This is a genomic window from Escherichia sp. KCJ4928 (assembly GCF_004352695.1).
Lineage (GTDB): Bacteria > Pseudomonadota > Gammaproteobacteria > Enterobacterales > Enterobacteriaceae > ECMA0423.
On the sequence record NZ_SJWV01000005.1, the window covers coordinates 42,380 to 63,163 of the forward strand.

Sequence of the window (20,784 nt, forward strand, 5' to 3'; positions counted from 1 at the left end):
TCAATGAAAATTGCTGATCAATTTCATGATGAGTTATGTAGACTGGCCGCCATTAATTTTGAGGCACACGTACTACATGGCTGAATTCGAAACCACTTTTGCAGATCTGGGCCTGAAGGCTCCTATCCTTGAAGCCCTTAACGATCTGGGTTACGAAAAACCATCTCCAATTCAGGCAGAGTGTATTCCACATCTGCTGAATGGCCGCGACGTTCTGGGTATGGCCCAGACGGGGAGCGGAAAAACTGCAGCATTCTCTTTACCTCTGTTGCAGAATCTTGATCCTGAGCTGAAAGCACCACAGATTCTGGTGCTGGCACCGACCCGCGAACTGGCGGTACAGGTTGCTGAAGCAATGACGGATTTCTCTAAACACATGCGCGGCGTAAATGTGGTTGCTCTGTACGGCGGCCAGCGTTATGACGTGCAATTACGCGCCCTGCGTCAGGGGCCGCAGATCGTTGTCGGTACTCCGGGCCGTCTGCTGGACCACCTGAAACGTGGCACTCTGGACCTCTCTAAACTGAGCGGTCTGGTTCTGGATGAAGCTGACGAAATGCTGCGCATGGGCTTCATCGAAGACGTTGAAACCATTATGGCGCAGATCCCGGAAGGTCATCAGACCGCTCTGTTCTCTGCAACCATGCCGGAAGCGATTCGTCGCATTACCCGCCGCTTTATGAAAGAGCCGCAGGAAGTGCGCATTCAGTCCAGCGTGACTACCCGTCCTGACATCAGCCAGAGCTACTGGACTGTCTGGGGTATGCGCAAAAACGAAGCACTGGTACGTTTCCTGGAAGCGGAAGATTTTGATGCGGCGATTATCTTCGTTCGTACCAAAAACGCGACTCTGGAAGTGGCTGAAGCTCTTGAGCGTAACGGCTACAACAGCGCCGCGCTGAACGGTGACATGAACCAGGCGCTTCGTGAACAGACACTGGAACGCCTGAAAGATGGTCGTCTGGACATCCTGATTGCGACCGACGTTGCAGCCCGTGGCCTGGACGTTGAGCGTATCAGCCTGGTAGTTAACTACGATATCCCGATGGATTCTGAGTCTTACGTTCACCGTATCGGTCGTACCGGTCGTGCGGGTCGTGCTGGCCGCGCGCTGCTGTTCGTTGAGAACCGCGAGCGTCGTCTGCTGCGCAACATTGAACGTACTATGAAGCTGACTATTCCGGAAGTAGAACTGCCGAACGCAGAACTGCTGGGCAAACGCCGTCTGGAAAAATTCGCCGCTAAAGTACAGCAGCAGCTGGAAAGCAGCGATCTGGATCAATACCGCGCACTGCTGAGCAAAATTCAGCCGACTGCAGAAGGTGAAGAGCTGGATCTCGAAACTCTGGCTGCGGCACTGCTGAAAATGGCACAGGGTGAACGTACTCTGATCGTACCGCCAGATGCGCCGATGCGTCCGAAACGTGAATTCCGTGACCGTGATGACCGTGGTCCGCGCGATCGTAACGACCGTGGCCCGCGTGGTGACCGTGAAGATCGTCCGCGTCGTGAACGTCGTGATGTTGGCGATATGCAGCTGTACCGCATTGAAGTGGGCCGCGATGATGGTGTTGAAGTTCGTCATATCGTTGGTGCGATTGCTAACGAAGGCGACATCAGCAGCCGTTACATTGGTAACATCAAGCTGTTTGCTTCTCACTCCACCATCGAACTGCCGAAAGGTATGCCGGGTGAAGTGCTGCAACACTTTACGCGCACTCGCATTCTCAACAAGCCGATGAACATGCAGTTACTGGGCGATGCACAGCCGCATACTGGCGGTGAGCGTCGTGGCGGTGGTCGTGGTTTCGGTGGCGAACGTCGTGAAGGCGGTCGTAACTTCAGCGGTGAACGCCGTGAAGGTGGCCGTGGTGATGGTCGTCGTTTTAGCGGCGAACGTCGTGAAGGCCGCGCTCCGCGTCGTGATGACTCTACCGGTCGTCGTCGTTTCGGTGGTGATGCGTAATCATCGCTGAACAGCGAACACAATCTGTAAAATAATATATACAGCCCCGATTTTTACCATCGGGGCTTTTTTTCTGTCTTTTGTACTCGTGTACTGGTACAGTGCAATGCATAACAACGCAGTCGCACTATTTTTCACTGGAGAGAAGCCCTCATGGCAACACTAACCACCACCCAAACGTCACCGTCGCTGCTTGGCGGCGTGGTGATTATCGGCGGCACCATTATTGGCGCAGGGATGTTTTCTCTGCCAGTGGTCATGTCCGGGGCGTGGTTTTTCTGGTCAATGGCGGCGCTGATCTTTACCTGGTTCTGTATGCTGCATTCCGGCTTGATGATTCTGGAAGCTAACCTGAATTACCGAATCGGTTCGAGTTTTGACACCATCACCAAAGATTTGCTGGGCAAAGGCTGGAACGTGGTCAACGGTATTTCCATTGCCTTTGTGCTCTATATCCTGACCTATGCCTATATTTCTGCCAGTGGTTCAATTCTGCATCACACCTTCGCAGAGATGTCGCTAAACGTCCCGGCACGGGCGGCGGGTTTTGGTTTTGCACTGCTGGTAGCGTTTGTGGTGTGGTTGAGTACTAAGGCCGTCAGCCGCATGACGGCGATTGTGCTGGGGGCGAAAGTCATTACCTTCTTCCTCACCTTTGGCAGCCTGTTGGGGCATGTGCAGCCTGCGACATTGTTCAACGTTGCAGAAAGCAATGCATCTTATGCGCCGTATCTGCTGATGACATTGCCGTTCTGCCTGGCGTCGTTTGGTTATCACGGTAACGTGCCAAGCCTGATGAAGTATTACGGCAAAGATCCGAAAACCATCGTGAAATGCCTGGTGTACGGTACGCTGATGGCACTGGCGCTGTATACCATCTGGTTGCTGGCGACGATGGGTAACATCCCGCGTCCGGAGTTTATCGGTATTGCAGAGAAGGGCGGTAATATTGATGTGCTGGTACAGGCATTAAGCGGCGTGCTGAACAGCCGTAGCCTGGACCTTCTGCTGGTCGTGTTCTCAAACTTTGCGGTAGCGAGTTCGTTCCTTGGCGTAACGCTGGGTTTGTTTGACTATCTGGCAGATCTGTTTGGTTTCGATGACTCAGCCCTGGGGCGCTTGAAAACGGCATTGCTGACCTTTGCCCCGCCTGTTGTGGGTGGTCTACTGTTCCCGAACGGATTCCTGTACGCCATTGGTTATGCTGGTTTAGCAGCTACCATCTGGGCGGCAATTGTTCCGGCGCTGTTAGCCCGCGCATCGCGTAAACGCTTTGGCAGCCCGAAATTCCGCGTCTGGGGCGGCAAGCCGATGATTACGCTGATTCTGGTGTTTGGCGTTGGCAACGCACTGGTCCATATTTTATCGAGCTTTAATTTACTGCCGGTGTATCAGTAATCAGCGGTGCCTTATCCGACATTTCTGCTGCCTACACAATGCCTGATGCGCTTCGCTTATCAGGTCTACGTAGGACAGCGTTGCCAGCTCGGATAAGGCTTCCCGCGTTAAGACACACTATCCCAACAACTCTTCCTTAACATCCATCGCCAGCTCAAACGAATGCAGCCGCGCCTGGTGGTCGAAAATCTGCCCGTTGACCATAATCTCATCGGCGTCGGTTTCGCGCAGGATCGACTGCAAGCCATGACGCACTTTCGCTTTATCACCTACCAACGACATACTCAGCGCCTGCTGCACACCATACTGTTCGGACGGCGACCAGAACTGATCCATATTTTGAATCGGTGGCGGCAGTTGCCCGGTTTCGCCACGGCGCAACTTCACAAAGGCTTGCTGCATTGAGGTAAACAGAAACTCAGCGTCGCGGTTGCTATCGGCGGCGATAATATTGATGCACACCATCGCGTATGGTTTTTCCAGTCGTGCCGACGGTTTGAAGTTGCTGCGATAAAGATGCAGCGCCTGGAACAACATATCCGGCGCGAAGTGTGAGGCAAACGCGAACGGCAGACCAAGCTGCGCCGCCAGTTGCGCGCTGTAAAGGCTGGAGCCTAACAACCACACGGGGATTTTCTCGCCATAGCCTGGTACCGGGCGCACATGCGGATTGGGATCGCGGGCGTCAAACCAGTCCACCAGCTCCGCGACATCGCGGGGGAAATTATCAATATCGCCGCTCATATGGCGACGCAGCGCCATCATTGTCCGTTGGTCACTACCTGGCGCACGACCCAGCCCCAAATCGATTCGCCCCGGATAGAGTGTATTGAGCGTGCCGAACTGTTCGGCAATGACCAACGGTGAGTGGTTAGGCAACATCACGCCGCCAGACCCCAGATGCAGCGTGGTGGTATTCGCCGCCAGATAGCCAATCAATACCGACGTGGCAGCACTGGCAATGCCAGTCATATTGTGGTGTTCTGCCAGCCAGTAGCGATGATAGCCGCGCTTTTCAGCCAGACGGGCGAGATCGAGAGAGTGGGAGAATGCTTCTCGCGCTGAAGAACCTTCGGGAATGGGGGCCAGATCGAGTAGCGAAAACGCAATGGTTTTATCAGTCATAACAGCTCACTTTGTTACCGATTAATCTTTAATACTGCATTAAAGAGTAGTTAAAGTTGTTAACAAAGTGAGCTGTGCTCTAAATAATTCGAGTTGCAGGAAGGCGACAAGAGAGTGAATCCTCAGGAGCTTACATAAGTAAGTGACTGGGGTGAACGAATGCAGATGCAGCACATGCAACTTGAAGTATGACGAGCATATTTACTTAGGCTTGCAGCTCCAGCCCGGCCAGCCGCCGCCAGTAGCCGTTACAGTCGCTGTTTGCCGTCAACGGTAGTGGCGCAGCGCCATTTTCATTAGCGCGGAAGGCGTCGAGCATCGCGAAAGTGTCAGTACCCTGCGGTGACAGGCGGACCACATCAACCAGCCCCTGCATGGATGCCAGCTCGTTACCGAGGTTGTAAACGTAGCCGCTCATGGTCTGAATGCCATTGAGTACAAACACTTGTTGGTTTTCCTGCGACAGCACGTTGCGCCCGTTCGGATACTTAATGCAGCAGGTTTCACACTCATCTTTCGGGCGGTCTTCCGAACGCGCGGTAAAGCAGCGGGCGGAGTAGGCCAGCGGTAGATGACCGTAGCTCAGGACTTCCACTTCAAACTGGTTGCGAATGCCCAGCTCATCGCACTGATTAAGCAGATTCACCAGCCAGTCGCGGGAAAGCTCCACCGGCATACACCAGCGCATCATGCCCTGTTTGAGCAATATTTTCAGCGTCACCGCGTTGTAGCAGTTCAGCGCGTGCCCGGCGACGAACGGCAGTTTGCGTTCAGCGCACATATTCACCACGCCGAGATCGCTGGCTTCAATCAGAAACTCACCGTTCTCAACATAGCGTTTCAGTTCGCCCAGTTCAGAGGATGCCTGCACCAGCGCCAGCGTGGAGAGCACAATCTGCTTGCCACTTCCGGCGAGCGATTTTGCCATCTCCAGCCAGTCGCCAACTTTGGTTGCCCGGCGCTTGCTGCATACCGCTTCACCAAGATAAATCACGTCGGCGCTGCTGGTGGCGGCCTGCTGATAAAAATCTTCCAGCGTCTCTTTTGGCCAGTACCACAGCACTGGCCCTAAGGAATATTTCATTGCTCTTCTCACTGCCATTTACGGTGATACGCGCCAAGGGTGGTCTGCGTGCCTTCGGACATCGACCCGAGCGTCTCCATCCACGCGCTTTGCGGTATGAAGTTTTGCGGATCGGCCTTACAACGGTCGATAGCCTGACGCCAGACTTTCGCCACCTGGCTGACATACGCCGGGCTACGCTGGCGGCCTTCAATTTTCACCGAAGCAATATTCGCCGCCATTAACTCCGGCAGCAGTTCCAGGGTATTGAGACTGGTTGGTTCTTCCAGCGCGTGATAGCGCTCGCCGTCCACCAGATAACGCCCTTTACATAGCGTCGGATAACCTGCGTTTTCGCCGTCCTGATAACGGTCGATCAGCACTTCGTTCAGGCGGGATTCCAGCCCCTGCGGCGTTTGTTGCCAGCGCACGAAACGGGCCGGAGAACACGCGCCTACGGTGTTGGGCGACTCACCCGTCAGATACGACGACAGATAGCAACGACCTTCCGACATAATGCACAGGCTGCCGAAAGCAAAGACTTCCAGTGGTACAGGTGTGACCCGTGCCAGTTGTTTCACCTGATGAATCGACAACACGCGCGGCAGCACCACGCGAGCAACGTCAAAATGGCGATGATAAAAGTTAATCGCCTCTTCATTGGTCGCCGAAGCCTGCACTGACACATGACGCTCAATATGCGGGTAACGCTCGGCGGCGTACTCTAGCATGGCGAGGTCGGCGAGGATCAGCGCGTCGGCACCCAGCTGCGCCGCCATATCCACGGCACGCTGCCAACGGGCGTAACCGTCCGGATGCGCAAAAGTGTTAATCGCGATGTGAAGTTTGCGGCGATGTTGATGGACAAAACTCACCGCTTCCTGCAATTTTTTCTCGGTAAAGTTAAGGCCGGCGAAGTGACGGGCATTGGTATCATCTTTTAGCCCGATATAAACAGCATCTGCGCCGTTTTCGATGGCCGCCTTAAGCGCCGGGAGATTTCCGGCAGGGCAGAGCAGCTCCATAATTTTTCCTGAAGGTTGCGCTATCAAAACGCAAAAATGTTAACGAACTGGGATTTTAGTTAACCTTGCTGCGACAATTTTTGATTTAAGGCAGTTAAAGTTGTATTGGTGGTAGCAGCAATTTCATATGGAATTGTTGATTTATACCGCTATGTTATTTTTCTGATATGGCAAAATAGGATGATTGTTGAAACAGGGAGTAAAACTCGTGTTGGATAAACTGCGTTCCCGTATTGTGCATTTGGGGCCATCTCTGTTGAGTGTACCGGTAAAACTGACGCCATTTGCGCTAAAACGCCAGGTTCTTGAGCAGGTCTTAAGCTGGCAATTCCGTCAGGCGCTGGATGATGGTGAGCTGGAGTTTCTTGAAGGCCGCTGGTTAAGTATTCATGTGCGTGATATTGACCTGCAATGGTTTACCTCGGTGGTGAATGGCAAACTGGTGGTCAGCCAGAACGCGCAAGCTGATGTGAGTTTTAGTGCCGACGCCAGCGATCTGCTGATGATTGCGGCGCGTAAACAAGATCCGGATACGCTCTTCTTCCAGCGTCGGCTGGTGATTGAAGGCGATACGGAGCTGGGGCTGTATGTGAAAAACCTGATGGACGCCATTGAACTGGAGCAAATGCCGAAAGCCTTACGCATGATGCTGCTGCAACTGGCGGATTTTGTTGAGGCGGGAATGAAAACCGCGCCTGAAACCAAACAGACATCGGTAGGTGAACCATGCTAATTCGAGTAGAAATTCCCATTGATGCGCCGGGTATTGATGCCCTGCTGCGTCGCTCATTCGAAAGTGATGCGGAAGCGAAGCTGGTTCACGATCTGCGTGAAGATGGCTTTCTGACGCTGGGGCTGGTGGCGACAGATGACGAAGGTCAGGTCATTGGCTATGTGGCATTTAGTCCGGTTGATGTGCAGGGCGAAGACCTGCAATGGGTCGGCATGGCACCGTTGGCGGTTGATGAAAAATACCGTGGACAGGGGCTGGCACGCCAACTGGTCTATGAAGGACTCGATTCGCTTAATGAGTTCGGCTATGCCGCAGTGGTGACGCTGGGCGATCCGGCGCTGTACAGTCGTTTCGGCTTTGAACTGGCGGCGCATCACGATCTGCGTTGCCGCTGGCCGGGCACTGAAAGCGCCTTCCAGGTACATCGTTTAGCGGATGACGCGCTGAATGGCGTTACCGGCCTGGTTGAGTATCACGAGCATTTCAATCGCTTTTAATCTTTGGGGTTTGCAGGCTGCTCAACAGCTCTGCAAACCCTGCGCCTTCCGCTACCAGACGCTCTTTTTGCCGTTTGGTCAGTTGCTTAACGCGATATTCTGCCCGTAACGCCAGCGAACGATCGCCCACTGGCGCAGAAAACGCCAGCGTCAGTTCTCCTTTCCCGCGCAGTGCTTTCGCCCCTTTGCCGCTTTGATGTTGCTGATAGCGGCGTTCGACATCCGTGGTGATCCCGGTATAAAGCTTATTGTCGGCGGTACGGATCAAGTAAAGATACCAGGGTGTCATCGTCTGCGTCACATGTTAAGGTCAGGCCAACAGTATAAAAGAGAACAGCAATGGAAACACTCACCGCCATCAGTCGTTGGCTGGCAAAACAACATGTTGTCACCTGGTGTGTGCAGCAGGAAGGGGAACTCTGGTGCGCCAATGCCTTTTATCTTTTTGATGCACAGAAAGTCGCCTTCTACATTTTGACGGAAGAAAAAACACGTCATGCGCAGATGAGTGGGCCGCAGGCGGCAGTTGCCGGAACGGTAAACGGTCAGCCGAAAACAGTAGCGTTAATTCGCGGTGTGCAGTTTAAAGGTGAGATCCGCAGGCTGGAAGGTGAGGAAAGCGACCTCGCACGCAAGGCGTACAACCGTCGCTTTCCGGTTGCCAGAATGCTGTCGGCCCCGGTATGGGAAATCCGGCTCGATGAAATCAAATTCACCGACAACACGCTGGGCTTTGGTAAAAAAATGATTTGGCTACGCGACTCAGGCACCGAGCAGGCGTAACGCCTCGCGGTTAAACGCTGGCAGATCGTCCGGTGTCCGGCTGGTAACCAGCTGATCTTTATCAACCACAACTTCCTGATCGTAAAATTCCGCGCCCGCATTTTTAACATCAATAATGATCGGTTTAACTGCGGTCAGCTTGCGCCCCCGAATCACATCGGCGCTGATCAGCAACTGCGGGCCGTGACAGATGGCAAACACCGGTTTGCCACTATTCACAAAATCACGGGTAAAGGTGACAAAACGGTTGTCCCCACGCAGATAATCCGGTGAATGGCCGCCCGGTAGCAGCAGGGCATCAAACTCCGCAGGCGTCACTTCATCGATGGATTTATCGATGGTCACGCTGGCTTCTCCTTTTTTGCCTTTCACCGTTTTACCCGCTTGTTTTTCAATGGTAATCACTTCGTGTCCGGCTTTACGGAACTCGTCTGCGGGTGAAGTAAATTCTGAATCCTCAAATTCATCAGTGATTAAAACGGCAATTTTCTTACTCATGCTTCCTCCGCGTTGTTGCATTGGATGAGGCGAATTTCCCACAATCGGGGATAATTACCTCATGGTCTATTAAGCCTGGTGCATGAGCCGTGGAGCGCAAGGCAGACAATTCTGTAAAGGAGCGAAGATGAGTCAGGTACTGATTACAGGCGCAACGGGGCTGGTGGGCGGTCACCTGCTGCGGATGTTGATTAACGAACCGAAAGTTAACGCCATTGCTGCGCCGACGCGACGTCCGTTGGGCGATATGCCCGGGGTGTTTAATCCCCATGATCCGCAACTGAGTGACGCGCTGGCGCAGGTCACCGATCCCATCGACATTGTGTTTTGTTGTCTCGGCACCACGCGGCGAGAAGCGGGGAGCAAAGAGGCGTTTATTCATGCCGATTACACGCTGGTAGTGGATACCGCATTAACCGGGCGGCGACTGGGCGCGCAGCATATGCTGGTGGTCAGTGCTATGGGTGCCAATGCCCACTCGCCGTTTTTCTATAACCGCGTCAAAGGGGAGATGGAAGAAGCATTAATCGCCCAGAACTGGCCGAAATTGACCATTGCTCGCCCGTCGATGTTACTGGGCGATCGTAGCAAACAGCGGATGAACGAAACGCTTTTTGCGCCGCTGTTCCGTTTATTACCCGGTAACTGGAAATCCATTGATGCGAGAGACGTGGCGCGGGTCATGCTGGCAGAGGCGATGCGGCCCGGGCATGAAGGTGTGACGATTTTAAGCTCTTCAGAATTACGCAAAAGAGCTGAATAATTATTCCCAAGAATTGATAGTGAGCGTAATATTCACGCGCTCAATTATCATAACTTATTCCTGGGGAATGCTATGACTGGTCAGTCTTCATCTCAGGCGGCAACGCCCATTCAGTGGTGGAAACCCGCGCTTTTCTTTCTCGTTGTCATTGCCGGTCTCTGGTATGTGAAATGGCAACCTTACTACGGCAAAGCGTTTACTGCTGCCGAAACCCACAGTATCGGTAAATCTATCCTTGCGCAGGCGGATGCTAATCCGTGGCAGGCGGCGTTGGATTACGCGATGATCTATTTCCTCGCGGTATGGAAAGCGGCAGTGCTGGGGGTGATCCTCGGTTCGTTGATTCAGGTGCTGATCCCGCGTGACTGGTTGTTGCGTACGCTTGGGCAATCGCGCTTTCGCGGCACGCTGCTGGGAACGCTGTTTTCGCTGCCGGGCATGATGTGTACCTGCTGTGCGGCTCCGGTCGCGGCGGGAATGCGTCGCCAACAGGTGTCGATGGGCGGTGCGCTGGCATTCTGGATGGGCAATCCGGTGTTAAACCCGGCGACGCTGGTGTTTATGGGGGTTGTCCTCGGCTGGGGTTTTGCGGCGATTCGTCTGGTGGCCGGGCTGGTGATGGTGTTGCTGATTGCGACGCTGGTGCAAAAATGGGTGCGTGAAACACCGCAAACGCAGGCACCGGTCGAAATTGACATACCGGAAGCACAGGGCGGTTTTTTTAGCCGCTGGGGCAGGGCGCTATGGACGCTTTTCTGGAGTACGATCCCGGTTTACATCCTTGCAGTACTGGTGTTGGGTGCCGCTCGCGTCTGGTTATTCCCCCATGCCGATGGTGCTGTCGATAACAGCCTGATGTGGGTGATGGCGATGGCGGTAGCAGGATGCTTGTTTGTCATTCCCACGGCAGCAGAAATTCCGATTGTACAAACGATGATGCTGGCAGGTATGGGAACTGCTCCGGCGCTGGCATTGTTGATGACGCTCCCGGCGGTGAGTTTGCCGTCACTGATTATGCTGCGCAAAGCGTTCCCAGCGAAAGCCTTATGGCTGACAGGGGCGATGGTGGCAGTGTCTGGTGTGATTGTCGGCGGGCTGGCGCTGTTGTTCTGATTTGAGGGAAAACATGTCGGATGCGGCGTAAACGCCTTATCCGACCTACGGTTTGCATCGTTGTAGGCCTGATAAGACGCGGCAAGCGTCGCATCAGGCATTACAAGGGGCTGCTATTTAATAAACGTAAACGCTGTGGTTACCCGCTTTACGCCGCTCACCCGGCTGGCAATATCTGCCGCCGCTTTCGCTTCACGTTCAGTCACCAGCCCCATCAGGAACACTTCACCGTTTTCGGTGGTCACTTTCACGTTGGACGATTTCACCAGGTCGCTGGTTAAGAGCTGCGAACGCACTTTGGTGGTGATCCACGTATCGTTAGACGCTTCGCCCAGACCAATCGGCTGGCCCTGACGAATCTCGTTATACACTTCGTTGGCACCGTCTACGCCCATAGCAATCTGTTTGGCGCGAGCCGAAAGTTCAGCGTTTGGTGACTGCCCAACCAGCAGCACTTTGCCCTGATACGCCGTGACATTAATACGGGCTTCTTTCTTAATCTGTTCGTCTTTCGACAATGCGCTGTTCACGCGCACTTCCAGGGTACCATCGTCCACCTGGGTGCCGACACTGCGTGGGTCAGTTGCGGCTTTGGTACCCACAGCAGCGGTACCCACTACGGCAGCGGCAACACAACCTTGCAACAGCAGCGCGGAAATAAGGACTGCGATTGGCGATAATGCCTTCATGTATTCTCCTTAAACATCCTGGTGAGGGAAAAGCGTGTTATCGATCAGATCGCACAGGCAATTTACCGTCAGCATATGCATTTCCTGAATGCGAGCACTACGATGCGAAGGAATGCGGATCTCCACATCTTGTGGCCCTAACAAACCTGCAAGTTCGCCGCCGTCATAGCCGGTCAATGCCACAATAGTCATATCACGCGTAACGGCAGCTTCTACCGCTTTTACAATATCGCGGCTGTTGCCACGGGTGGAAATGGCTAACAATACATCTCCCGCATGACCCAGCGCCCGCACCTGTTTTGCATACACTTCATCATGTAAGCGATCGTTGGCAATCGCCGTTAAGACAACATTATCAGTATTTAGTGCAATGGCAGGTAAGCTGGGCCGCTCCGTTTCGAAACGGTTGATCATGCTGGCAGCAAAATGCTGTGCATTGGCAGCGGAAGTTCCATTACCACAACAGAGGATTTTGTTGCCATTGAGCAGAGACTGAACCAGCGTCATGGCTGCACGGGAGATGGCATCCGGAAGCGCCTCTGCCGCCGCAATTTGAGTTTGAATGCTTTCAGTGAAGCAAGCTTTAATTCTTTCTTGCACGCTAATCCTTAAACCTTAATTATGAGTGGTCATTAAAGGCATCCTTAATCCACTCAACCTCATTCCCGGTGAAGGCTACCACATCGAACCGGCAATCCACAGTATCAAAACTCCCATTATGACGCGCGAGCCACAAGCGGGCAGTCTGTAATAATTTGTGTTGTTTGCTGCGGGTCACACTGGCTGCCGCGCCGCCATAAAGCGCAGAGCGGCGATAGCGTACCTCGACAAAAACGGTGGTCCGGCCTTCACGCATTATCAGATCGATCTCGCCGCCACGCTCGTTCACGTTAGCGGCGACAAATCGCAGTCCTTTGCCTTCCAGCCAGCGACGCGCTTGTACTTCCCACGCATCGCCGGTCTGTTTGGTGGTTAACTGGCGGGGACTACCTGACCTTGTTGGTACTGTAGCCATGATAACTTCCTGTTAATCACGCAATCCGGGTTTGCCGTCAGGCTTCCGGTATTACCGTTGATTTCAAAACCCTGAACCTGGCGCATTTGTGAGAAATGATTTGCCAACGACCAGGCATCAACGCCCATCGCATACATGCGAGCCAGCGAATAATCGTTGTTCACCGCGCTGAGTGCCTGCTGCATTAACGGCAGATTACCGCCCGCCAGCATCGGGATTTCGCTGTACTGCAAACCTTCCATCTCCAGACGGAAATCCGGGCCTGCGGTGCCTTGTGCGCTGCGGGAGCTGGCGTACAGCATTGCACCGCTCTGGCTACCGTTACGCATGGCGATCATCGGTTTGATAAAAGCGATTTCACCCGGCGTTGCCACAATGTACACCGCATCGACACGACCGCCATTATTGGTGAACTGGTCATCGGTTGGCGTGGTTTGCAGCGTTGGATTGTTGGTCGTCATGCCGGAGTCGGTTGTCGCTCTGGGAGTAATCGGGGTACCCGTTAAAGCGATACCAGAACCGCCGTTAACACCCGCGCGTAATTCGCTGGTGGAACCAAATTTTTGTTGCAGAACGGTGCCGCCGCCCAGTTTCTGCCACTCCTGCGCAAACGCATTGGCTACGCGATCGCCCAATGAACTGCGTGGGATCAGCACCAGCGGCGCTTGTTTACCCTGGTCACGAATATGACGCGCTGCATCGCGCGCTTCGTCTTCCGGTGAAAGCGCGAAGTAACAAATATTGACGCGGTTTTCGATATTCTCCGGCTGGTTCAGTGCCAGCACGTTCAGCGGGGTGTTGCTCTTAAGCAACTCTTCAACGTTATTTTTCAGCAACGGACCAACCACAATACTCGCGCCATCCTGCTGAACCTGGCTTAAGATCTGGCTAAGTGGTTGTGATGAGGTATCGTAGATTTTCAGTTCTGCGGATGGATTCGCTGGCGCGCTTACCGCTGTGGTGGTTGCTGCCGGGGTGCTTACAGGCGCTGGCTGTGCCGCAGGCTGTTCACCGGTCAGATCGCTAACCGAGGCTTGTGCCGGGCTGGCAACGCCATCCACGGTTTGCGGCTGAGGTTGTTCAGCTACGTCTGCGGCAGGTGCGGCAGCTACCTGAGCCGCCACTGGCTGAGTGCCGATATTTTTCGCCGCTTCAAAGCCTTGCTGAATAGTGCGACCAAATACCGCTGCCTGGCCATTCAGCGGCAACAGCAGGGCGATTTTGTTGGTCGAGGCTGGTTTAAACGCTTTTACGTTAACCAACTGCGTTGGCAGCATTTTCGCGCCCGGATTGTTCGGATAACGTTTTTGCCAGTCGGCGATCCCGGCTTTCATCATGTCGGGATCGTTACGGTTATCAAACCAGACGCGCTGCAGATCCAGCCAGCCTTGCAGAATATTTTCGTCGGCGTTGATCACCAGCGTATTCGCCTGTTCCTGAGTCATGGAGGAGAGCGCCTGCCAGGTGGCATCAATATTCTGCTGTTTTTCTTTCGCGCCGAGCAGCGGTTCCTGAGCAATTAACGCGCGCAGTAAATCAATGGAAGGACGCCCCTGGCTGGCATCGATTTTTGCCTGCCAGTAACGCGCTTGCTGGTTTTGTTCTAAATCGGCAGGTGTGATTTTCGCCAGCAAGTTTTGCGCGCCAGCAAAATCTTTCTGCGCCAGTTTAATCTCTACCGCCAGCAGTGTTTTCTCGCGACGCTGAGAATCGTTCAGTTCTTGCGGTAGTTGGTTAAACAACTCAACCGCCTGCCCGGTTTTACCTTCTTTCACCAGTGCACGAATGGCGAGTAATTGCCAGTTGATCCTGGTATCATCAGAGCTTTGCTGCATCTGCTGAAGATAAAAGGCAGAATCAGCCTGCGCCGTGCCCTGCATATAAGCAGTGGACTGATCGGGAGTATGGGTGCCACAACCGGCGAAAATCAGGGCTGCCAGAACAACAGGCAGACAACGCGCGGCTTTCAAACGAGAAAATGTTGAGGGTACCATAATGTATCCAGTGATATTTTTTTACGCAATGCTCAATATTAAATCGGCAATACGGACGACACAATGAAACAACACCAATCGGCGGATAATTCTCAGGGCCAGCTTTACATTGTACCGACGCCAATCGGCAATCTGGCGGATATCACCCAGCGAGCGTTAGAGGTATTACAGGCCGTTGATCTGATTGCCGCCGAGGATACTCGTCACACCGGTTTATTGCTGCAACATTTTGGGATTAATGCCCGGTTGTTTGCGCTGCACGACCATAACGAACAACAAAAAGCCGAAACGCTGCTGGCGAAGCTGCAAGAGGGGCAAAACATTGCGCTGGTTTCCGATGCCGGAACGCCGCTAATTAACGATCCTGGCTACCATCTGGTGCGTACCTGCCGTGAAGCGGGGATTCGTGTGGTGCCGCTACCCGGGCCGTGTGCTGCTATCACTGCGTTAAGCGCCGCGGGTTTACCCTCTGACCGTTTCTGTTACGAAGGCTTTTTACCTGCCAAATCAAAAGGCCGCCGTGATGCGCTAAAAGCCATTGAAGCGGAGCCGCGCACGCTGATTTTTTATGAATCCACCCACCGTCTGTTAGATAGCCTGGAAGATATCGTTGCGGTATTAGGCGAATCCCGCTACGTGGTTCTGGCGCGTGAGCTGACCAAAACCTGGGAAACCATTCACGGCGCGCCCGTTGGCGAACTGCTGGCGTGGGTAAAGGAAGATGAAAACCGTCGCAAAGGCGAAATGGTGCTGATTGTCGAAGGTCATAAAGCACAGGAAGAAGACTTACCCGCCGATGCCCTGCGCACGCTGGCGCTGCTACAGGCAGAACTGCCGCTGAAAAAAGCGGCGGCGCTGGTCGCAGAAATTCATGGCGTGAAGAAAAATGCGCTGTATAAGTATGCGCTGGAGCAGCAGGGGTAACAGTGCCGAAGCGTTGCGTTAATCAAAACGCAACGTCTTCTTTTACCGCACCATGACGGTAATGGTGGCTGTGCCCTGAAATTTTCCTGTTTCCAGCTCACCACCGACCAGATTAACTGGCCAGGCGCGCATATTGACGGTGCCATGCCCGGAAGGATCAACGGGAAGGATACCGTTCTGAAAAGGAATATTTGCAACTCCGCCGCCGAGATTTTCAATACGAATACCGACATCGGGCACATTGTCTGAACTTCTTCGCCTGGCGACCAGGTTGTACTGGTCTACTACCCCAGTTGTACCGTCGATGCGCATTTGCAACGAGTTTTTAATCTTTGAAGTATCACCACAGTCATAAGTGATATCAAAGTCTACTGGAGTAAAACCGTCTGGCATGGCATTGCGGGTGGTAAACTTCTGACCATTGATGAATCCAAAATTAACCTTAATAACATCGCCCTGATTAATTTTGCACGACTGTGGGGCGGTGAGATTTCCCTGAATCGATAACTTGACTAAATCATGGAAGTCACCTGTAGACGGGCTTCCCATTCCATCGACCCACGCGCCTTTAATGACGGCAATATCCGTTTTCGGAATGGTCATCGAGCCGAGAAATGGCTTGGTGACATACAGGGTAAAGGTGGTATTTGCACCAATATTAACGGGTCCATAACGAGACGTGTCACCCTGGCAAACACCCGTTTGGGTTGCAGCAGAATATACGGTGCTGCTTTTTATCTGTGTGAATCGGGTGTTAACAGAGACAACCTGGTCGGTTGTGAGTCCTGGAATGTCGTTTGCCTGTAATGTGGTTTTAATATCCAGGCTGTCATTGAGTTTGTAATATCCTGTCTGATGTCCAGTGGTGGTAAGTACGGGGCTGACCATATAGACAAGTTTAACTGCCTTACCCGCAGAGCAGGAACAGGCGTATTGCCAGTTAGTGCTACTTAGCGTTGCAGAGGTAAACTCCCGTCCTGTCACGTTATCTGTCTGGTTCACCGTAACATCATCAACCACACTGCTGTAATTTGTCGCACCGCTAGTGCTGTCGGCTCCACACCCTCCTGAGGAGGCATAAGCGCAGGATGTGGATATCAACAAAAGTCCTGTTATAAGAGGCGCTCTTTTCATTTTTTTATCCTTAATGGCACTGCGCCGTGCCTTGTAATACAGAGGTTGTTGGTTCTGAATCCGGTGTACTAAAAGCAAACTGACATTGTTGATCTGCCTGATTTCCCCAGCGTACAGTCCAGCTTTGTGATTTACTCGATATCCCAGAGAGATATAGTATGCCGCCCTCATCGACGATACTTTGTTGCCCCGTCTCATCGTTGCTGGCAAGAGCGCCAAAGGGCAACGGTTTACCGTTGCGATCGCTGACTGTAACAAGTACGCGATAACCGATATTGGCGTTGAAACGCGCCGCTACCATTGCACCTCTGTTGGGCACCACAAACTGTGTTGTTTGCTCAAGATCGACGTTATCGGGCAGCTGCGTAGTATCTACCGAGAGACGGTTTTCCTGGTAAGTCGTGAGATAAGGAACCACTGCATAGCCAAAGGGATCAGTAGCAATCCCCGGATAGTTTTGTATCCTCACGCCAGAAGCCCCATTAGCATCGATAAGCGCAAAAGCGTTGCCCAGATATTGCGAGAGCGTCACGCCATGAGGATGGATAACCACGCCGCCGGTAACGCCGTAATTGTATTGGCTGCTGTCATTACCGTAACTGTATCCGGCACTGAAGGTGCCATAAGGTGAACGGTAACTGGCGTTCAGGCTACTGTTATGGTTGTTATCGTCATCCAGACTTTGTTCCAGGCTATAGCTCAGGCGACCATCATCCAGCAGTGAGCCATCAAGACGCATTTCATGTTGGGTTGGGCGATCTTTCTGGCTGGTCATCTGATAGGAAACCCGGCTACGCGGTAACCAGCGTTCTAACGGAATACTGAGATTCAAAGAGAGTGCGCGGTCATTATTTTGATCCGTGTAGCGACTGTATTGATAATTCAGGCTGTAACCAATTCCCCATTGCTGGCCGGAAACCCCAACTGAGATATTCCTGTTTTTATCGTTATTGCCCCAATAGTCTTGCTGCGAACCGGAGGCATACAGACTTACCCCATCAAATATTGTCTGGCTGATGTTGAATTGAATTTCACTTTTTTGGCGACTGTTATAGTCCCAATTGCGGGTATTGGCTTCATCAAAACTAAAATAGCCATCGTTGGTATAGCGATAGTAGCTAACAGCGATATTGGTGTTGGTTTCCGGGATATCTTTGATGTACTGCGTACGCCATTGATAGCCATGAAAAGAGTGCCGGTTATCGAATTGGGTGTCAGCTCTGTTGATATCCATCGACAACGCGCCCAGTGCGCCAAGTGTGCCGCCGATACCGATCCCCAGCGCATAATAATCTTCAGAACCGAGCAGGCCGCCATACAGCGTAAAAGTATTATTCAAACCATATATTGCCGTGGCTTCAGCAAATTCGGGTTCCTTGCTATCACTGTTTGCATCAGCGCGATAGCGTCCAGCGGTCGCGCTATATTTTAGATGCCCAGGTCGCTGCATCATGGGTAATGAAGAATAAGGCTGGATAAAGCGACGTTGCGTACCGTCACTTTCTTCAATCGTGACTTCTAAATCGCCGCTGTTGGAAGAGGGGTAGAGATCGTTAATTTCAAAGGCACCCGCTGGCACGTTGCTTTGATAGATCACATAACCATTTTGCCTGATAGTCACGATTGCACTACTGTTTGCGATACCGCGTACCGTTGGGGCAAATCCGCGCTGGCTGTTTGGCAACATATTATCGTCGGAAGCGAGTTGCACGCCAGTAAAGGTGTAGCTGGAAAAAATACTGCCGCTGGTGGCGCTTTCTCCCAGAAGCAACTGAGACTTCAACGCCTTGATATCACGTTGTAAATAACTACTGATAGTGTTCCAGCTTGACGCCTGATCGTTGCGTGTCCACGTAGAATAGTTACGTAATCGCCAGGGGCCAAAATTAGCACCATTTTGCATATTCAGGTACTGTCGTTGGCTACGATTGCCCTGGCGGTAACGGTTATCAGAACCTGTAAACGAGTAGTTGGTAAACAGCGTTGGTATACCATCGTCCCAACGAGAAGGGGAGACGTAACCTTTTGCATCACGGTACAGTGCAATTTGGGGAATGCTCAAATTAAGTCGCTGATGATTGAAATCAAATTCAGCAGCTGTACCGGGAATGATTTGTTCAAGCGAGTTGATCACGCTATCGTCATCTTTTTCAGCCAGCGCCGGGATTTCATCCACCTTAATACCCAGCTCACGTAGTTGTTCTACCGTAAACTGTGGCTGCAGAAGTTGCTCTGCATTGGCGGTAAATGTAATTTTTTTCTGTGAAACCTTCTTTTTATTCAGCCAGATATCAACCTGATAAGTTCCTGGTAGTTGTGCGTATTTTTTTGAAAAACGTGACAGATCAGTTGTTTGCATACCACTTTTTGTAGTTTCCAGCATAATGGGGTCGAAATAATACTCTTCGGCGTTAGCGGTAGTGCAAAGCATGCCGCTGCCAGTGAGCACCATCGGCAAACAGCGTTTGATGATGAGCGCCAACTGTTTCGGTGTGCGTTTATGTCCCTGGTGGTGTCGTTGTGGCATTCCCTGATGACCTGTGTTTTTTATATTTGTTATTGCAGTGGACGAGTTTCTGTCCCGGAACTGCCGCCATAATCATTGATTGCAGCCCATTTCACGTTCTTTCCGCCAGATGCAGGAAGTGGTAACTGTTTATGTTCTCCGGGCGCGATATATTCAATTTTGCTTGTGAGATCGGTTTTATCGACTGCCAGTCCGGCAAATACGACGTAATATTCAGTTGGGTTATATATATTGAGTGAATGGTCACTACGTTTAAATTCCAGTGATGTCCACGCATCGTTTACCCGTCCCTTCAGGTGTGCGGGGCGATAAAACATTTTGATCCGTGTTTTAAATACCAGCGTCAACTCGTTAGCATTAACATCATCTGATTTTTTCTTTGCTGGAATGGCACGAACATTAATGTAGAACAGCGACTCTTTATTTTCAGGCAGGTTATCAGCTGTTTTAATAATTCGCAGTGATGAGTCATCGCCAGCTTCAAGACGAAATAGCGGTGGGGTTATAATAAATGGGGCACGGCTTGTACCATCTATATTATCTACCCATGATTGCAGTAAATAAGGCGTTTCTGCGCCTTTGTTTGCGACAGGTAACGCAGCCTCTTTGCGGCTGGCATCATAGATCACTCGCGTTCGCTGTAAAACGATACCCCCTGCAAGCGCCTGGCCGATACAGAAGCTACACAACAAGGTTATTATCACCGCGAATGTTCGTTTTGACATAGTTATTTTTCAACCTGATACAACGAGAAAGAGGAAGGAAAAGGGCGTTATCTGAAAGGTCAGATAACGCCGTAACGTATTAACGGTAATCCAGCGTTACGTTAACGACAGCGTCTGCTTCCCCTGGGGTGATTTCTGATGCTTCAACGGTTGATACGTAGTAAGCGATGAGGTCAACATTGACAATACCATTGGAGTCCGCTGGGATCTGATAAACCGTGTTATCATTCCCCATAGCATTCAGTGGCATAAGGTTTCCGCTTTCCGCATCGTCAATACGGATACCCACACCTGTTGCCGCTGTGCCAGCAAAAGAGCCCACTTTTGCCAGATTAGGGAAGTTAGGGACGGTGCCATTATCCCGCGTTTCCAGCCATAAACGGAAAGACGCTTCAACGTTGCCGTTATCGTGCTCCCACCCAGTCACTGGGCAGTTAACTAAAGGAATAGTGAATGGAATTTTTGGGCTACGATCGCCAACAGAACGAAACTGTTCGGCATTATAGTGACCAAGAGCAACTTCAATTTTCTTATCAGAGTCATTGATTTCACAAGCGGATTTTAAAATCTCGCCATCAAAAACTATTTCACCATCGGTTGCAGCGGCATTACCTGCGAAAAGCGCAAGTAAGCCCACAATAGCTGTTTTTGTAACTTTATTCATTTATAACCTTATCCTTGTAACAAGTACATAATCATATTTAATGTGAATATATGTTCAACATCTTTAAAGATTATACAGGTAGAAATATTTCATTGAACATTAAATAGACTAAACTTTAAGATTATATTTATATGCAAATATTTTATGT

General features: G+C 51.9%; 22 protein-coding genes. 9 read left to right on the plus strand and 13 right to left on the minus strand.

Going from position 1 to position 20,784, the window contains the following annotated elements; translation table 11 throughout:
* The first annotated feature begins 3 nt into the window (after positions 1-3).
* The 3 genes from yrbN to mtr all read left to right on the plus strand — a co-directional run bounded on the left by yrbN (position 4) and on the right by mtr (position 3,364).
* The gene (yrbN, locus tag E0D98_RS01720; protein WP_010723222.1) at positions 4-84 is read left to right on the plus strand and encodes a protein YrbN; all 81 of its coding nucleotides are present in this window, start codon (positions 4-6) and stop codon (positions 82-84) included.
* On the plus strand, positions 77-1,966 hold the full coding sequence (deaD, locus tag E0D98_RS01725; protein ID WP_001295553.1) for an ATP-dependent RNA helicase DeaD: 1,890 nt from the start codon (positions 77-79) through the stop codon (positions 1,964-1,966). The genes yrbN and deaD overlap by 8 nt, the downstream gene beginning before the upstream one ends.
* 153 nt (positions 1,967-2,119) lie before the next feature.
* The gene (mtr, locus tag E0D98_RS01730; RefSeq protein WP_000224340.1) at positions 2,120-3,364 is read left to right on the plus strand and encodes a tryptophan permease; all 1,245 of its coding nucleotides are present in this window, start codon (positions 2,120-2,122) and stop codon (positions 3,362-3,364) included.
* Between the two features lie 117 nt (positions 3,365-3,481).
* On the opposite strand, the gene E0D98_RS01735 is transcribed toward mtr, so the two are convergent.
* The 3 genes from E0D98_RS01735 to E0D98_RS01745 form a co-directional block, all read right to left on the minus strand.
* Positions 3,482-4,489, minus strand: coding sequence for a luciferase-like monooxygenase (locus E0D98_RS01735; protein ID WP_000130380.1), 1,008 nt, complete (start codon positions 4,487-4,489; stop codon positions 3,482-3,484).
* Positions 4,490-4,694: 205 nt separating this feature from the next.
* Positions 4,695-5,573: a U32 family peptidase gene (locus tag E0D98_RS01740; protein ID WP_001297426.1), complete on the minus strand. Its 879-nt coding sequence runs from the start codon at positions 5,571-5,573 to the stop codon at positions 4,695-4,697.
* A gap of 8 nt (positions 5,574-5,581) precedes the next feature.
* Complete coding sequence (locus tag E0D98_RS01745) at positions 5,582-6,577, minus strand: peptidase U32 family protein (protein WP_001298771.1); 996 nt, start codon at positions 6,575-6,577, stop codon at positions 5,582-5,584.
* Between the two features lie 208 nt (positions 6,578-6,785).
* Here E0D98_RS01745 and E0D98_RS01750 point away from each other — a divergent pair, with 208 nt between their 5' ends.
* Both E0D98_RS01750 and E0D98_RS01755 read left to right on the plus strand, forming a co-directional pair.
* Positions 6,786-7,310, plus strand: a complete 525-nt coding sequence (locus E0D98_RS01750) for an SCP2 domain-containing protein (RefSeq protein WP_001295552.1) — start codon at positions 6,786-6,788, stop codon at positions 7,308-7,310.
* Positions 7,304-7,807 carry an N-acetyltransferase gene (locus tag E0D98_RS01755; RefSeq protein WP_000908554.1) on the plus strand — a complete coding sequence of 168 codons (504 nt, stop codon included), beginning with the start codon at positions 7,304-7,306 and terminating at the stop codon, positions 7,805-7,807. The genes E0D98_RS01750 and E0D98_RS01755 overlap by 7 nt, the downstream gene beginning before the upstream one ends.
* Here the strand turns inward: E0D98_RS01755 and yhbQ are convergent.
* Positions 7,794-8,096, minus strand: a complete 303-nt coding sequence (yhbQ, locus tag E0D98_RS01760) for a DNA damage response exodeoxyribonuclease YhbQ (protein WP_001345969.1) — start codon at positions 8,094-8,096, stop codon at positions 7,794-7,796. The two genes, E0D98_RS01755 and yhbQ, sit on opposite strands and share 14 nt — an antisense overlap.
* A gap of 50 nt (positions 8,097-8,146) precedes the next feature.
* Here yhbQ and E0D98_RS01765 point away from each other — a divergent pair, with 50 nt between their 5' ends.
* The gene (locus tag E0D98_RS01765) at positions 8,147-8,590 is read left to right on the plus strand and encodes a YhbP family protein (protein WP_000449451.1); all 444 of its coding nucleotides are present in this window, start codon (positions 8,147-8,149) and stop codon (positions 8,588-8,590) included.
* Here E0D98_RS01765 and yhbO read toward each other — a convergent pair.
* Positions 8,570-9,088, minus strand: coding sequence for a protein/nucleic acid deglycase (gene yhbO, locus E0D98_RS01770; protein WP_000037608.1), 519 nt, complete (start codon positions 9,086-9,088; stop codon positions 8,570-8,572). The two genes, E0D98_RS01765 and yhbO, sit on opposite strands and share 21 nt — an antisense overlap.
* A gap of 127 nt (positions 9,089-9,215) precedes the next feature.
* On the opposite strand from yhbO, the gene E0D98_RS01775 reads away from it, so the two are divergent.
* Complete coding sequence (locus E0D98_RS01775; protein WP_001315854.1) at positions 9,216-9,851, plus strand: NAD(P)H-binding protein; 636 nt, start codon at positions 9,216-9,218, stop codon at positions 9,849-9,851.
* A 72-nt stretch (positions 9,852-9,923) separates the two neighbouring features.
* A complete protein-coding gene (locus tag E0D98_RS01780) occupies positions 9,924-10,964 on the plus strand; it encodes a permease (RefSeq protein ID WP_001390714.1) in 1,041 nt (346 codons plus the stop codon).
* A 113-nt stretch (positions 10,965-11,077) separates the two neighbouring features.
* Here E0D98_RS01780 and dolP read toward each other — a convergent pair whose 3' ends face one another.
* The 4 genes from dolP to lpoA are packed head-to-tail and all read right to left on the minus strand — an operon-like array spanning position 11,078 to position 14,662.
* Positions 11,078-11,653, minus strand: a complete 576-nt coding sequence (gene dolP / locus E0D98_RS01785) for a division/outer membrane stress-associated lipid-binding lipoprotein (RefSeq protein ID WP_000646033.1) — start codon at positions 11,651-11,653, stop codon at positions 11,078-11,080.
* 9 nt (positions 11,654-11,662) lie between these two features.
* Entirely contained in the window at positions 11,663-12,253 is a 591-nt protein-coding gene (gene diaA / locus E0D98_RS01790) for a DnaA initiator-associating protein DiaA (protein ID WP_001158035.1), read from the minus strand.
* Positions 12,254-12,272: 19 nt separating this feature from the next.
* Entirely contained in the window at positions 12,273-12,668 is a 396-nt protein-coding gene (locus E0D98_RS01795; protein ID WP_000246855.1) for a YraN family protein, read from the minus strand.
* Positions 12,626-14,662, minus strand: a complete 2,037-nt coding sequence (gene lpoA / locus E0D98_RS01800) for a penicillin-binding protein activator LpoA (RefSeq protein ID WP_000249153.1) — start codon at positions 14,660-14,662, stop codon at positions 12,626-12,628. Before lpoA ends, E0D98_RS01795 begins: the two co-directional genes overlap by 43 nt.
* Before the next feature lie 63 nt (positions 14,663-14,725).
* Between lpoA and rsmI the strand changes: the two genes are divergently transcribed.
* On the plus strand, positions 14,726-15,586 hold the full coding sequence (rsmI, locus tag E0D98_RS01805) for a 16S rRNA (cytidine(1402)-2'-O)-methyltransferase (protein ID WP_000809264.1): 861 nt from the start codon (positions 14,726-14,728) through the stop codon (positions 15,584-15,586).
* Positions 15,587-15,628: 42 nt separating this feature from the next.
* Here rsmI and E0D98_RS01810 read toward each other — a convergent pair whose 3' ends face one another.
* From E0D98_RS01810 to E0D98_RS01825, 4 genes are all read right to left on the minus strand, one after another.
* Positions 15,629-16,720 carry a fimbrial protein gene (locus E0D98_RS01810; RefSeq protein WP_000816998.1) on the minus strand — a complete coding sequence of 364 codons (1,092 nt, stop codon included), beginning with the start codon at positions 16,718-16,720 and terminating at the stop codon, positions 15,629-15,631.
* Positions 16,721-16,730: 10 nt separating this feature from the next.
* Positions 16,731-19,247, minus strand: coding sequence for a fimbria/pilus outer membrane usher protein (locus E0D98_RS01815; RefSeq protein WP_001136449.1), 2,517 nt, complete (start codon positions 19,245-19,247; stop codon positions 16,731-16,733).
* Between the two features lie 29 nt (positions 19,248-19,276).
* Positions 19,277-19,972 (minus strand): molecular chaperone, encoded by a 696-nt coding sequence (locus E0D98_RS01820; RefSeq protein WP_000044768.1) that lies wholly within the window; start codon positions 19,970-19,972, stop codon positions 19,277-19,279.
* A 79-nt stretch (positions 19,973-20,051) separates the two neighbouring features.
* A complete protein-coding gene (locus tag E0D98_RS01825) occupies positions 20,052-20,636 on the minus strand; it encodes a fimbrial protein (protein ID WP_001045442.1) in 585 nt (194 codons plus the stop codon).
* Between the last annotated feature and the right edge of the window lie 148 nt (positions 20,637-20,784).